This window comes from Micromonospora sp. RL09-050-HVF-A, from assembly GCF_019374995.1.
GTDB lineage: Bacteria > Actinomycetota > Actinomycetes > Mycobacteriales > Micromonosporaceae > Micromonospora > Micromonospora antibiotica.
In genome coordinates this window covers 5393173-5406653 of record NZ_JAGKQP010000002.1, presented here as the reverse complement: position 1 = coordinate 5406653, position 13481 = coordinate 5393173, and the positions used below count along the sequence as shown (strand labels likewise).

The window sequence follows — 13481 nt, the reverse complement described above, 5'->3', positions numbered from 1 at the left end:
ACGACCCCGACACAGCACTCGGGAAGAACTGGCCCGCCTCCTCTGACGTCCTGGTCACCGGGGTGGGCGACAGTAACGGCTTCCACCTCTATATCGCCCGGGAACGCAACGCCTTCGCCTGGTCCACGTTGGCCACCCTGTCGGCCTCGTCGCTGGACATGGGTCCGTGGATGGGTGAGACCTGCGTGACCGGCTCCGGCCGTTACGCGGTAGCGGTGTTCGCGCCGAAGATGGCCGCCAACAAGCCCAATCTGGTGCGGGCCGGAGGGATCGCCGCAGTAGTCGACATCGCCAGCGGCAAGTCGACCACCGTGGCGACAGGGTTGCAGCTGGCCTACTTCAACCCCGCTTGCGGACCGGACGACCGGGTACTGCTCACCCGTGCGGTCGGGGAGGACATGCAACTGACCGATCTGCTCACCGTGGATGCGGCCGCTCACCGGGTCACCCGTACCCGGCGGATCGCGGCCCAGCTCACCACACCGGCGCCGTCGGCCGACGGCGACTACGGCATCGCCCGGGGACATCTGGTGAAGGTCGACCCGACCGGGGCACTCACCGAGGTGGCCCGCCCGGCCGGTCCGGTCTCTACTCTTCGCGGCACCGCGCGCAGCGGCGTCGATCTGGTCGCCATCTCGGGCGAGCAGGCCGTGGCCCAGCGGTACCAGGCAGACCGGCTCCGGACCGTCGTCGTCGGCGGCAAGGGTCACCTGCAGCTGATGGGCCAGGCAGGCGGACGGAACGTGCTCGTCGGCACCGCACCCGCCCCCGACCGCAGTTGGCCGGATCTGACGGTGATCAGATCGGACCGTCAAGTCCGAGCCGTCTCCGCACGGGGTCACCTGCTGGCCGAGGACGTCGCCACCGCACAGGGCCAGCAGGCGGTACGCGCACCTTTGTCGCCCGCAGACCGGGCCGACGCCGGCCGGGTACAGGTGGCAGTCCAGGCGACCGCCAGCGGCCGCCGCTCCACCGTCACCTTCGACACCTCCCGGACAGCGCCTCGGCTCGATGCGATACCGACCCGCGCGGCGGCCGCGCCGACCGCGAGCGCACCGGCCGTCGACCCGACGATCTCGAGCCCGAAGTGCGCCGTCCGGCGCAACGACCCGAAGGTTCAGGCGCAGCAGGCAAGCGCCGGCATGGTCGAATGGGCGGTGGACCGGGCGGTACACGGCACCCTCACCACCTCCCGTCCGGCCAACTACCTGAAGTCAGGGCTGCCCTCCTACAGCCCGCAAGGGCTGTTCCCGAAGCGTGCGGTGGCCGGCGGCGGTGAAGTGCCGGCACAGCTCATGCTGGGCATCCTGGCCCAGGAGACGAACCTCTCCCAGGCCTCCTGGCACGCCGTCCCCGGCGACCTGGGCAACCCGCTGATCGCCGACTACTACGGCAACGCCGGAGCCAGTATCGACGTCATCAACTACCCGAAGGCCGACTGCGGGTACGGCATCGGCCAGGTGACCACGGGAATGAGCGTCGGCGACACGGTCTACAGCCGCAACCAGCAGATCGCGATCTCAGTCGACTACGCGGCGAACATCGCCGCCGGGCTCAACATCCTGATCGACAAGTGGAACCAGATCTACAACGAACCGCTCGGTCGGAGCACCCTCAACAACAACGATCCCACCTGGATCGAGAACTGGTTCCTCGCCGTCTGGGCCTACAACAGCGGCTATCACCCGAGTAGCGAGGCCAGCAACAACAACGGCCGATGGGGCATCGGTTGGCTGAACAACCCGGCCAATCCGACCTACGACCCGGCCCGGGCGGGATTCCTGCGGAACTCGTACGCCGATGCGGAGACGCCGGGCCACTGGTCGTACCCGGAACGCATCATGGGCTGGGTGGAAACCCCGCAGCTGAAGGGCTACCCGATCGCCACGGAGGCGTACGCCCAGCCGACATACGGTGCCAAATCTCCGACCTACCCGAGCCGCTTCACCAAGGTGCTGTCGCTGCCGGGCATCTACACGTTCTGCTCGCCGACCATCAACAGCTGCACCCCGAACACCGCGAGTCCGTGCCCGGCCGACAGTGAGGCCTGCTGGTGGCACGGCAGTGCCAGCTTCGCCAACTGCATCGCCGCGGCATGTGCGAAGGAAAAGCTGACCTACGGCTCGACGTCCGCAGAGCCGGGGGTACAGCGGGTCTACGACCGGGACTGCTCGGTCTTCACCGGCAACTCCGATCCGGACAAGGACGCCACCCGTAAGAGCAGCATCGTGTACACCACGATCGACTCGTCACAGTACGCGCTGGGCTGCACCAGCGACCCGAACGACGGCAAGTTCACCCTCCGTGCCGGTTCGCCGACGGGCAGCACGAACGCCCTCTACGCGGACATCGACCTGCATCAACTGGGCGCCGGCTACCAGGGGCACATGTGGTTCAGTCACGTCTATCCGACGGTCAACGGAAGCGCCAACCCCAAGCACAACCTGGTCGGCGCTTGGACACCTAACCTGGACCTGCAACCGGGAGAACGGATGCGGTTCGACATCGTCGCGCACCTGCCCAGCCACGGGGGCGAGTACGAGAACGCAGAATACGTCATCCGCGGCGGCAACGACGGCAGCGAGTACACCTGCGAACTGGATCAGGGCACCGGGCTGCCCGGGATCAACGGTCACGACAAGTGGGTTTACCTGGGTGCCTACAATCTGGGTCGTGGATCGTATGTGCTGCTGAACAATTCAGGGCCCGGCAGCAACGTCGACATCGCCTGGGACGCCATGGCGTTCGTCCCTATCGCCAACCGCACCGGCCACGACTGCAAGGATCCCTACTAGCAGCGCCGACATCGGACCGACCAGCCGATGCGCAATGTCAGCAAACGCCCCCGGTGACGAGTACCGCGTCACCGGGGGCGTTTGCCCTGTCCTCGGCTCGGTTCTGTCAGGGTGTGTCCAGGGCGGCGCGGACCAGAGCCAACGCGCGGTCTGGCGGCACGCCCAGCCGGGTCGCCTCCTCGGCGTAGCGGGCCGCCGCCCGCTGCAACCGGTCCGCCGCGTCGTCCCGCCCCGGGGCGACGAAGCTGCCGTGCCGGCCCCGGGTCTCCAACAGCCCGGCCGACTCCAGCTCCCGGTAGGCGCGGGCCACCGTGTTCACCGCCAGCCCCAGCTCGGCCGCGAACTGCCGCACCGGGGCCAGGCGGGTGCCCACCGCCAACCGGCCGTCGCCGATCATCGCGGCGAGCTGCGCCCGCACCTGCTCGTACGGGGGCACCGCCGAGCCCGGGTCGATCTCGATCAGCATCAGCCCGCTCCTCCCGGCGTACCCGGATCGGTCTCGGTCTCGACGTCGGCCTCGACGTTGACCTGCCGCATCACCGCACCCTCGGAGAGGTCGACGACCCGGCCGTGCCGGCTGGTGGCGGCGAGCGCGGCACCGAAGAGCACCAGCTGGTTGAGCAGGTAGAGGTAGAGCAGCACGGCCACCGCACCGGCCACCACCGCGTACGCCGGGTTCCGCTCGGTCCGCACGATGTAGAACCGGCCGACCGTGTTGAGCAGGGTGATCCCGACCGCCACCAGCAGCACCACCGGCCGCAGCCGTCGCCGGCTCATCCGCAGCCGGGGCACCACCACCAGCAGCGCCGTCGCCAGCACCGCGTTGACCAGCACGCTGAGCACCGCGCTGATGGTGGTCAGCCCCACCGAGCCGGTGGCCCGCAGCAGGAACCGCAGCACCGACTCCAACGCGTCCACCGCCGCCACCGAGACGCCGAGCATGACGAAGACCAGCAGCAGCACGCCCAGGTCCACCAGCGGACGGACCAACAGGTTGCCCGGCTGCTGGTTGAAGCCGTACATCAGCCGCTGCGACGACCGGATCGCCTCCACCCAGCCGATCCCGGTGAAGACCAGGATGACCAGGCCCACCACCCCGACCGCGTTGCTGCTCTCGGCGATCTGCTGCGGGTCGAGGAAGGGCAGGTTGTCCCGCAGGAACGCCGCCACCGCGTCGGAGACCTCGTCGTTGTCCTCCAGGATCGCCCCGAAGACCGAGTACGCCACCAGGGCGAGGGCGAAGACCGCGAAGAAGCCGTAGTAGGCGATGGCGGCGGCCAACCGTCCGCCCAGCACCTCGCCGTAGAGGTCCACCGCCCGCCAGAGATGGTCGAGCCGCGGCCACCGGTGCCGGGCCACGGCGAACCGGCGGTCCATGCCGGCCGTCCACCGGCCCCACGCATCCACCACGTCATCCTCGCCGATCTGTCGTCACCGGGCCCGCCAACCGGCCGCCGGCGGAAGGGGTGCCGGCCACCGGTGAACGGGGGTGCCGCCCGTGCTGGCGCTGCGACCGGACACCGGCGGGCGGGTCAGCCGCCGAGCCGGAAGTCCCGGCGCGGCTGCCACCGGGTCTGACCGCTGTGCGAGAACAGGGTGAACGCCTCCACCTCGAACATCGCCGAGAAGTCCGCCAGGTCCTCGTACGCCCGGTCCAGCGCCTCGGGGGCGACGTCCTGCGCCACGGTGACGTGCGGGTGGTACGGGAAGCGCAGCTCCCGGTGCAGCTGGGGCGCGGCGTTGATGGCGGCGGCGAGCAACTCGCACTCGCTGATCCCGGCCGCCACCGCGACGAAGACCACCTGGGTCACCGGCCGGAACGTGCCGGTGCCCCGCAGATGCAGGGTGAACGGCAGGTGGGTGGCGGCCACCTCGGCCAGATGCGCCTCGACCGCCCCCAACGCGGCCACCGGGATCTCGGTCGGACCGAGCAGTGTCACGTGCGCCGGGACGACCTGCGGGTCACCCGTCTGCACCCGCCGTCGGGTGAGCAGCTCACCCCACGGCTCCGGGATGTCGACCGCGATCCCGATCTGGATGGTGTCGCCGGCCACCGGAACCTCGTCCCTGCGATCCACGCTCCGCGCCACCCCTCCGGCCATCGTCTCGACCCGTACCGCCGCCCCGCCCATGACTACTCGAAGTGGACCGGCGCCAGGAACCCGACCCGCTCGTACGCTGTGCGCAGCGTCGGCACGGTGACCTCGCGGGCCTTCTCCGCACCGGCGGCGAGCAGCTTGTCGAGCTGGGCGGGATCGTCGAGGTACCCCCGGGTGCGTTCCTGGATCGGGGTGACGAACTCGCGGACCACCTCGCCCAGCTCCTTCTTGAGATCGCCGTACCCCCGGCCCGCGTACGCGGCCACCAGGTCGTCGATGCTCCGGCCGGACAGCGCGGAGTGGATGGTGAGCAGGTTGGACACCCCGGGCTTGGTCTCGGTGTCGAAGACGATCTCCCGGCCGGTGTCGGTCACCGCCGAGCGGATCTTCTTGGCCGAGCGGGCCGGATCCTCCAACAGGTCGATGATGCCGGTCGGTGAGGACGACGACTTCGACATCTTCGCCGTCGGCTCCTGAAGATCCGTGATCTTGGCAGTGTCCTTGACGATGTGCGGGGCGGGCACCGTGAAGGTCGGCCCGAACAGCGAGTTGAACCGCTGGGCCAGATCCCGGGACAGCTCCAGGTGCTGCCGCTGGTCCTCGCCGACCGGCACCGCGTCGGCCTGGTAGAGCAGGATGTCGGCGGCCTGGAGGATCGGGTACGTGAACAGGCCGACGCTGGACCGGTCGCTGCCCTGCTTCTGCGACTTGTCCTTGAACTGGGTCATCCGGCTCGCCTCACCGAAACCGGTGATGCAGCCCAGCACCCAGGCCAACTGCGCGTGCTCGGGCACCTGCGACTGGACGAACAGGGCGCTGCGCTCCGGATCGATACCGACCGCGAAGAGCTGCGCGGCGGCCACCCGGGTGCGCTGCCGCAGCACCGCCGGATCGTGCCCGGCGGTGATCGCGTGCAGGTCGACCACGCAGTAGAACGCCTCGTGGGTGTCCTGCAACGCCACCCAGTGCCGCACCGCGCCCAGGTAGTTGCCGAGGTGGAACGAGTCGGCCGTCGGCTGGATGCCGGAGAAGACGCGGGGGCGGGCGGGAACGTCGGACATGCCGGCAATTCTGTCAGCAACCTCCGGCGTACGTCATGACGGGCCGGCGGGTCGACTCGCCGCCGGTTCCGCCGCGGCGGTGACCTCCCGTACCGACGCCCGCGCGACGTCGGCCGGTGCCGCGGCAGCGGCGGCCTCCCGGCGCGGCTCGGGCAGGCGGGCGGCGGAGACCGCGACCCGGGACACCCGACGCCCGTCGAGGGTGAGCACCCGCAGCAGCCAGCCGTCGGCCGGGTCCGTCGCCGACGGATCGTCCGACGCGGTGACCGGGACCTCGTCCCCGGCCACCGGGAGCCGGCCGAGCGCCGCCATCACGTACCCGCCGACCGTCTCGTAGGGGCCGGTGGGCAGCGGCACCCCGGTCCGTTCGGCGAAGTCGGCCAGGTTGAGCCGGCCGTCCACCACGGCCGGCAGACCGGCCGACACCGGTTCGGGTGGACCGGCGTGCTCGTCGTGGATCTCCCCGACCAACTCCTCGATCAGGTCCTCGCAGGTGACGATGCCGGCGGTGCCGCCGTACTCGTCGACCACCACGGCGAGGTGGTGGCCCTCCCGGCGCATCTCGGTCAGCGCGGCGAGCACCCGCTTACTGCCGGGCAACCGCTTCACCTCCCGGCTCACCCGGCCCACCGTGGTCGCCCGGTCCAGGTCGGGGCGCAGCAGCACGTCGCGCAGGTGGACGAAGCCGACCACGTCGTCGTGGGTGCCGTCGACCACCGGGTAGCGGGTGTGCGGCTCGGCCCGGACCAGCCGTTCGGCCTCGGCGAGGGTCAGTCCGGCGGCGAGGAAGACCACCTCGGTGCGGGGCATCATCACCTCGCGGACCAGACTGGCCCCGGCGACCAGCACCTCGTCGATGATCCGCCGTTCGTCGGGGTCGAGCACGGTGTTCGCGGCGACCAGGTCACGCAGTTCGTGCTCGCTGATCCGTTCCCGACCGGCGGCGGGGCTGGCGCCGAGCAGGTCGGTGACGAGCCGGGTGGCGCCGTCGGCGGCCCGGACGACCAGCCGGGCGACACCGCGGGCCACCGGCCCGGGTACGCGTCTGGTCCGCCCCGGCGCGCGTCTGCGGGGCCCGGGACCGCCCGCTTCCCGCATGGAAGTGATGGTAGGGCCGCCAACCACGAACGGTGGACGATGTGCGGATCTGTTCAACTATGAAGGTTCGTGATGGAATAGTGCCGACCCCGCGACGCACAGCGCGACGACAGCACCCGCCCGTAGGGTGATCACGAACGGCCGCAGCGGGCGCGGCCAGGCAGGAGGACCGACGTGAAACTGCTCGTCACCGGCGGCGCCGGGTTCATCGGCAGCGTGGTGACCCGGATGCTGCTCGACGCCGGCCACCAGGTGACGGTCCTGGACGACCTGCGCACCGGCCACCGGGCCGCACTGGCCCCCGACGCCACCCACGTCGACCTGCCCGTGCACGAGGCCGCCCGGGTCCTCACCCCCGACGCCGGCTACGACGGGGTGCTGCACTTCGCCGCGCTGATCGCCGCCGGCGAGTCGATGGTCCACCCCGAGCGGTACTGGCACGCCAACACGGTCAGCTCCATCGCGTTGGTCGACGCCGTCCGGGCCGCCCGGGTGCCACGCCTGGTCTTCTCCTCCACCGCCGCCGTCTACGGCAACCCGGTCGAACTGCCCATCCCGGAGACCGCCGTCAAGGCCCCGACCAACACGTACGGCGCCACCAAGCTCGCCGTCGACCTGGTGCTCACCTCCGAGGCGACCGCACACGACCTCGCCGCCGTGTCGCTGCGCTACTTCAACGTCGCCGGCGCCTACCTGCGCGACGGCCTCGCCATCGGCGAACGGCACGACCCGGAGACCCACCTCATCCCCATCGCCCTCGACGTCGCCGCCGGCCGCCGGGAGAAACTCCAACTCTTCGGCGACGACTACCCCACCGTCGACGGCACCTGCGTGCGCGACTACATCCACGTCGAGGACCTGGCCCGCGCCCACCTGTTGGCGCTCACCGCCGCCGTGCCCGGCCGGCACCGCATCTACAACCTCGGCAACGGCAACGGCTTCACCAACCGGCAGGTAGTCGACGTGGTCCGTGAGATCACCGGCCACCCGGTGCCCGTCGAGACCGCTCCCCGCCGCGAGGGCGACCCGGCCGAACTCGTCGCCTCCTCGGCACTGGCCCGCCAGGAGTTGGGCTGGGTGCCCGAGAAACCGACCCTGACCGACATGGTGGGCGACGCCTGGGCGTTCTACCGCTCGCACGTGCTGGAGCAGTCGTGACGGGCCGGCCCGACGTCGCCGACCGCGCCACCGCCGGCTTCTCCTCCGGGTACGACGCGACGCCCGCCGGACGCTGGGCGGCACCCGGACGGGTCAACCTGATCGGCGAGCACACCGACTACAACGACGGATTCGTGCTGCCCTTCGCCCTTCCGCTGCGTACCGTGGTCGCCGCCGGCCCGCAGCCCGGCGAACGCTGGACGGTCCGGTCGGAGATCGCCGACCGGCCGGTCGACTTCGGCGCCACCGAGGCCGACACCCCGGGACGGGTCACCGGCTGGGGTGGGTACGTCGCCGGCGTGGTCTGGGCCCTGCGCGAAGCCGGGTACGCCGTCCCCGGCGCCCGGCTGGCCATCGCCTCGGACGTGCCGCTCGGCTCCGGGCTCTCCTCCTCGGCGGCCCTGGAAGCGGCGGTACTCACCGCCCTGGTCGACCTGGGCGGGTTGGACCTGCCCGACGAGCACCGCCCCCGGCTGGCCCAGCGCGCCGAGAACGGCTACGTCGGTGCGCCGACCGGCATCATGGACCAGTCGGCGGTGCTCCGCTGCCGCGCCGGCCACGCCCTCTTCCTCGACTGCCGGGACGAGACAGTCGAACACATCCCGTTCGACCTGGACGCCGCCGACCTGGCCATCCTGGTGATAGACAGCCGCGCCCCGCACCGGCACGCCGACGGCGAGTACGCCTCCCGCCGCGCCGCCTGCGAACGGGCCGCCGCCCTGCTCGGGGTGCCGGCGCTACGCGACGTGCCGGCCGCCGGCCTCGACGACGCCCTGGCCCGGCTGCCCGACGACGAGACCCGACGCCGGGTCCGGCACGTGGTCACCGAGAACCAGCGGGTGCTCGACACCGTCGCACTGCTGCGCGCCGGCCGGGTGCCCGAGATCGGGCCGCTGCTGACCGCCTCGCACGCCTCCATGCGGGACGACTTCGAGATCACCGTCCCCGAGGTCGACACCGCCGTCGAGGCGGCGCTCGCCGCCGGCGCCCTCGGTGCCCGGATGACCGGCGGCGGCTTCGGCGGCTGCGTCCTCGCCCTGGTCGAAGCGGCGGCTGCGGAACCGGTGGCGGCGGCCGTCCGTACCGCCTACGCCGAACGCGGCTTCTCCACCCCCACCACCCTCACCGCCCACCCCTCCCCGGCACCACCCCCTCCCTAACCCCACCCCACCCTCGCCCCCACCCCGCCCTCGCCCCGTTGATCAAGAGGTTTACGTCAACCCACCAGCAAAATCTGACCAAAAGCTCTTGATCACCGGGGCGAGACGGGCAGCCGGACATGAGGCGCGGCAGGGCCGGTGGGGCGGGGAAAGGCGCGGTGGGGCTCGGTGATCAAGAGCTTTGCGTCGTCTGCCGGGCGGAAACTGACGCAAAGCTCTTGATCACCGAGAGCCGATGAGGCGGGACGGGACGAGGCGGGATTGGGCGGGGCGCTGGGTGGGGTGGGTCAGGCGGTGTCGACGATCATGCCGGAGGCTACGGTGCGGTTGGTGGCCTCGTCGATGATGATGAAGCCGCCGGTGGTGCGGTTGCGGCGGTACTCGTCGGCCAGCAGCGGGACGGTGGTGCGCAACCGGACCCGGCCGATCTCGTTGAGTCGCAGCTCACTGGCGGTCTCGTCGCGATGCAGGGTGTTCACGTCGAGGCGGTAGTACAGGCCACGCACGATCGTCCGCGCCGTCCGGGTGGTGTGCTTGATCGTGTACTTGCCGCCGACCTGGAGCGGGCGGGTCTCGTCCATCCAGCAGACCATCGCCTCGATGTCCTGCGAGACGGTCGGGGCGTTGTTCGGCCGGCAGATCATGTCTCCGCGCGAGATGTCGATCTCGTCGTCGAGGCGGACGGTGACCGACATCGGCGGGAACGCCTCGTCGACGGGGCCGTCGGCGGTGTCGATGGCGGCGATCCGGCTGGTGAAGCCGGACGGCAGGACCATCACCTCGTCGCCGGGCTTGAGGACCCCGGAGGCGACCTGCCCGGCGTAGCCCCGGTAGTCGGTGACCGTGGTCGACTGGGGGCGGATCACGTACTGCACCGGGAACCGGACGTCGACCAGGTTGCGGTCCGAGGCGATGTGCACGTGCTCCAGGTGATGCAGCAGTGACGGGCCCTCGTACCACGGCATGTGCTCCGAGCGGGTGACGATGTTGTCGCCACGCAGCGCGGAGATCGGCACCACGGTCAGGTCCGGCGCGTCGAGTTTCGCCGCGAAGGCGGTGAACTCGTCGGCGATCTGCTCGAAGACCTCCTGGGAGTAGTCGACCAGGTCCATCTTGTTGACGCACAACACCAGGTGCGGCACCCGCAGCAGCGAACACAGGAACGCGTGCCGCCGCGACTGCTCCACCAGGCCCTTACGGGCGTCCACCAGGATCAACGCCAGATCGGCCGTGGACGCGCCCGTCACCATGTTGCGGGTGTACTGGGTGTGCCCCGGGGTGTCGGCGATGATGAACTTGCGCCGGGGCGTGGCGAAGTACCGGTACGCCACGTCGATGGTGATGCCCTGTTCCCGTTCGGCCCGCAGACCGTCGGTGAGCAACGCCAGGTTGGTGTACTCGTCACCCCGGGCCGCGCTGACCGCCTCCACCGCCGCCAACTGGTCGGTGAACAACGACTTCGTGTCATAGAGCAACCGACCGATCAGGGTCGACTTACCGTCGTCCACACTGCCCGCGGTCGCGAACCGCAGCAGATCCATCGGCCGGGCCTCGACCTCGGGTGACACCGTCTCGGCGCTCATCAGAAGTAGCCCTCCCGCTTGCGGTCCTCCATGGCGGCCTCGCTGACCCGGTCGTCGCCCCGGGTGGCGCCCCGCTCGGTGATCCGCGTCGCGGCCACCTCGTCGATCACCTTCTCCACCGTGTCGGCATCCGAGCGGACGGCCGCCGTGCAGGAGGCGTCGCCGACCGTGCGGTACCGCACCCGGGCCTTGAACCGCTGCTCGCCGGCCCGGGGCTGGAAGAACTCGTTCACGGCGTATAACATGCCGTCGCGTTCGATCACCTCACGGTCGTGCGCGTAGTAGATCGACGGCAACGGCACCCGCTCCCGCGCGATGTAGTGCCAGATGTCCAACTCGGTCCAGTTCGACAACGGGAACACCCGGATCGACTCACCCGGATGATGCCGACCGTTGTACAACGACCACAACTCCGGCCGCTGATTCTTCGGATCCCACTGCCCGAACTCGTCCCGGAACGAGAACACCCGCTCCTTCGCCCGCGCCTTCTCCTCGTCCCGCCGCGCCCCACCGAACAACGCGTCGAACCGGTGCTTCTCCACCGCGTCCAACAACACCGGCGTCTGGATCCGGTTCCGCATCCCGTCACCGGACTCGCGGACCGTCCCGGCGGCCAGGGCGTCGGGCACGCTGGCCACGATCAGGTGCAGGCCCAGCTCGGCGACCCGCTCGTCGCGGTAGTCGAGCACCTCGGGGAAGTTGTGCCCGGTGTCGACGTGCATCACCGGGAACGGGATGTTGGCTGGCGCGAACGCCTTCTGCGCCAGGCGCAGCATCACGATCGAGTCCTTGCCACCGGAGAAGAGCAGCACCGGCCGCTCCATCTCGGCGACCACCTCACGCATCACGAAGATGCTCTCCGCCTCGAGCGCGTCGAGGTGGGAGACCTGGTAGAAGCGGCCGGGGGCGGTCATGCCACAGGCTCGATCGGCGCGGATCCGTTCATGGATTCCAGACCTTTCCGGTCGGACAAATCAAAAACAGCGCTCAGGCTACCCGGAATGCCTCTGCAGCGCTGCAAGCAACCGGCTGGCGAGATCCTTGCGGCAGACCAGCAGGTCCGGCAGGCGCGGATCCGCCTCGTTGTATCTCAGCGCAGAACCGTCGATTCGGGAAGCGTGCAGACCGGTGGCCGTCGCCACAGCGATCGGGGCCGCCGAATCCCACTCGTACTGGCCGCCCGCGTGGATGTAGGCGTCCACGTCACCGGTCACCACCGCCGCGATCTTCGCCCCCGCCGAACCCATCGGCACCAGTTGGGCGCCCACATCCTCGGCCAGGTCGGTGAGGAAGGCCGGCGGTCGGCTCCGACTCGCCGCCAACCGCAGCGTACGGTCGCCCGAGGTCGCCGCCTCCACCGTCATCGGCGGGTACGCCGGCGGATAGTCCGTGCCCAGCACCCGGTGCTGCGCCGGCAGACCCACCGCGCCCGCCACCAGCCCGTGCGGCGTCGGCGCGTTGCGCGCCCAGAGCGCCACGTGCACCGCCCAGTCGGCACGCCCCTGCTCGGAGAACTCCCGGGTGCCGTCCAACGGGTCGATGATCCACACCCGGTCGGCGGTCAGCCGGGAGACGCCGTCCGTGGAGTCCACCAGCCGGGACCCCTCGTCCTCCTCGGAGAGGACGGCGTCACCGGGCCGCCACTTCGCCAACTCGCTGCGGATCAGATCGTGGGAGACCTTGTCCCCGGCCGACTTCAACGCCGCCGCGTCCGCGAACCCCATCTCGTCGCGCAGCGCCAGCAGGGCCTGCCCGGCCCGGTCCGCCAGCCAGCGGGCGAACGCGCCGTCGATCATCGGAGGACTGCCCACGAACTCGCTCCCGTCCCAACCACGGCCCGTTGGGGGCACGCCACGTCAGAACGCGCAGACTACCGCCATCCCCGCCGCGCCACGAGTACGCCCCCGCGAAATCAGGCCCCGTGGTAGGCGTTCTGGGTCGGCTCCACACCCTTGCTGACCACCGACTCCACCATGTCAGCAGCCCGATCCACCAGAAACTCCAACTCCTTGCGCTCCGCAGTGCCGAAATCCGACAGCACGAAATCCGCCGGGTCCTGCCGTCCCGGCGGCCGGCCGATGCCGAACCGCACCCGCACGTAGTCCTTCGTCCCGAGCGACTTCGACATCGAGCGCAGACCGTTGTGCCCGCCCTCGCCACCGCCCTGCTTCACCCGCAGCTGCCCGTACGGGATGTCCAACTCGTCGTGCACGGCGATCACCCGGTCGACCGGGATCTTGTGGAACTGCGCCAGCGCGGCCACCGGCCCACCGGAGAGGTTCATGTACGTCTGCGGCTTGAGCAGCACCAGCTTCGGCCCACCGAAACCGAGCCGCCCCTCGGCGACGTCCGCCACCACCCGCTTGTACCGCCCGAACCGCCCACCCAGCCGTACGGCGAGCAACTCGGCGACCATGAAGCCGACGTTGTGCCGGTTGCCGGCGTACTCCCGACCCGGATTGCCCAGGCCGACCACCAGCCACGGCCCCGTCTCGTCCGTCACGTCCCGTACCTCCCGCTCGCCGTC

At 70.6% G+C, this 13481-nt stretch carries 12 protein-coding genes; 3 read left to right on the top strand and 9 right to left on the bottom strand.

Annotated elements, in window-relative coordinates; all coding sequences use genetic code 11:
* The first annotated feature begins 62 nt into the window (after positions 1-62).
* Complete coding sequence (locus J7462_RS24065) at positions 63-2795, top strand: hypothetical protein (RefSeq protein WP_219466918.1); 2733 nt, start codon at positions 63-65, stop codon at positions 2793-2795.
* Between the two features lie 106 nt (positions 2796-2901).
* Here the strand turns inward: J7462_RS24065 and J7462_RS24060 are convergent, their stop codons facing one another.
* The 5 genes from J7462_RS24060 to J7462_RS24040 form a co-directional block, all read right to left on the bottom strand.
* Positions 2902-3261: a GntR family transcriptional regulator gene (locus J7462_RS24060; RefSeq protein WP_219466915.1), complete on the bottom strand. Its 360-nt coding sequence runs from the start codon at positions 3259-3261 to the stop codon at positions 2902-2904.
* Positions 3261-4172, bottom strand: coding sequence for a YhjD/YihY/BrkB family envelope integrity protein (locus J7462_RS24055; protein WP_219470649.1), 912 nt, complete (start codon positions 4170-4172; stop codon positions 3261-3263). Before J7462_RS24055 ends, J7462_RS24060 begins: the two co-directional genes overlap by 1 nt.
* A gap of 155 nt (positions 4173-4327) precedes the next feature.
* The gene (locus J7462_RS24050) at positions 4328-4897 is read right to left on the bottom strand and encodes a 2'-5' RNA ligase family protein (RefSeq protein WP_244252842.1); all 570 of its coding nucleotides are present in this window, start codon (positions 4895-4897) and stop codon (positions 4328-4330) included.
* A gap of 32 nt (positions 4898-4929) precedes the next feature.
* On the bottom strand, positions 4930-5955 hold the full coding sequence (trpS, locus tag J7462_RS24045) for a tryptophan--tRNA ligase (protein ID WP_219466907.1): 1026 nt from the start codon (positions 5953-5955) through the stop codon (positions 4930-4932).
* A gap of 33 nt (positions 5956-5988) precedes the next feature.
* Positions 5989-7053 (bottom strand): hemolysin family protein, encoded by a 1065-nt coding sequence (locus J7462_RS24040; protein ID WP_219466905.1) that lies wholly within the window; start codon positions 7051-7053, stop codon positions 5989-5991.
* Positions 7054-7281: 228 nt separating this feature from the next.
* On the opposite strand from J7462_RS24040, the gene galE reads away from it, so the two are divergent.
* Together galE and galK are read left to right on the top strand one after the other, a co-directional pair.
* Positions 7282-8211, top strand: coding sequence for a UDP-glucose 4-epimerase GalE (gene galE, locus J7462_RS24035; protein ID WP_255598970.1), 930 nt, complete (start codon positions 7282-7284; stop codon positions 8209-8211).
* Complete coding sequence (galK, locus tag J7462_RS24030) at positions 8208-9371, top strand: galactokinase (protein ID WP_219466885.1); 1164 nt, start codon at positions 8208-8210, stop codon at positions 9369-9371. Before galE ends, galK begins: the two co-directional genes overlap by 4 nt.
* A gap of 287 nt (positions 9372-9658) precedes the next feature.
* Here galK and cysN read toward each other — a convergent pair whose 3' ends face one another.
* From cysN to pth, 4 genes are all read right to left on the bottom strand, one after another.
* Positions 9659-10954: a sulfate adenylyltransferase subunit CysN gene (cysN, locus tag J7462_RS24025; protein WP_219466881.1), complete on the bottom strand. Its 1296-nt coding sequence runs from the start codon at positions 10952-10954 to the stop codon at positions 9659-9661.
* Complete coding sequence (gene cysD / locus J7462_RS24020; RefSeq protein ID WP_219466878.1) at positions 10954-11868, bottom strand: sulfate adenylyltransferase subunit CysD; 915 nt, start codon at positions 11866-11868, stop codon at positions 10954-10956. Before cysD ends, cysN begins: the two co-directional genes overlap by 1 nt.
* 78 nt (positions 11869-11946) lie before the next feature.
* The gene (locus J7462_RS24015; RefSeq protein ID WP_208570425.1) at positions 11947-12750 is read right to left on the bottom strand and encodes a 3'(2'),5'-bisphosphate nucleotidase CysQ; all 804 of its coding nucleotides are present in this window, start codon (positions 12748-12750) and stop codon (positions 11947-11949) included.
* Positions 12751-12866: 116 nt separating this feature from the next.
* Positions 12867-13457 carry an aminoacyl-tRNA hydrolase gene (gene pth, locus J7462_RS24010; RefSeq protein WP_208570412.1) on the bottom strand — a complete coding sequence of 197 codons (591 nt, stop codon included), beginning with the start codon at positions 13455-13457 and terminating at the stop codon, positions 12867-12869.
* Positions 13458-13481: the final 24 nt, after the last annotated feature.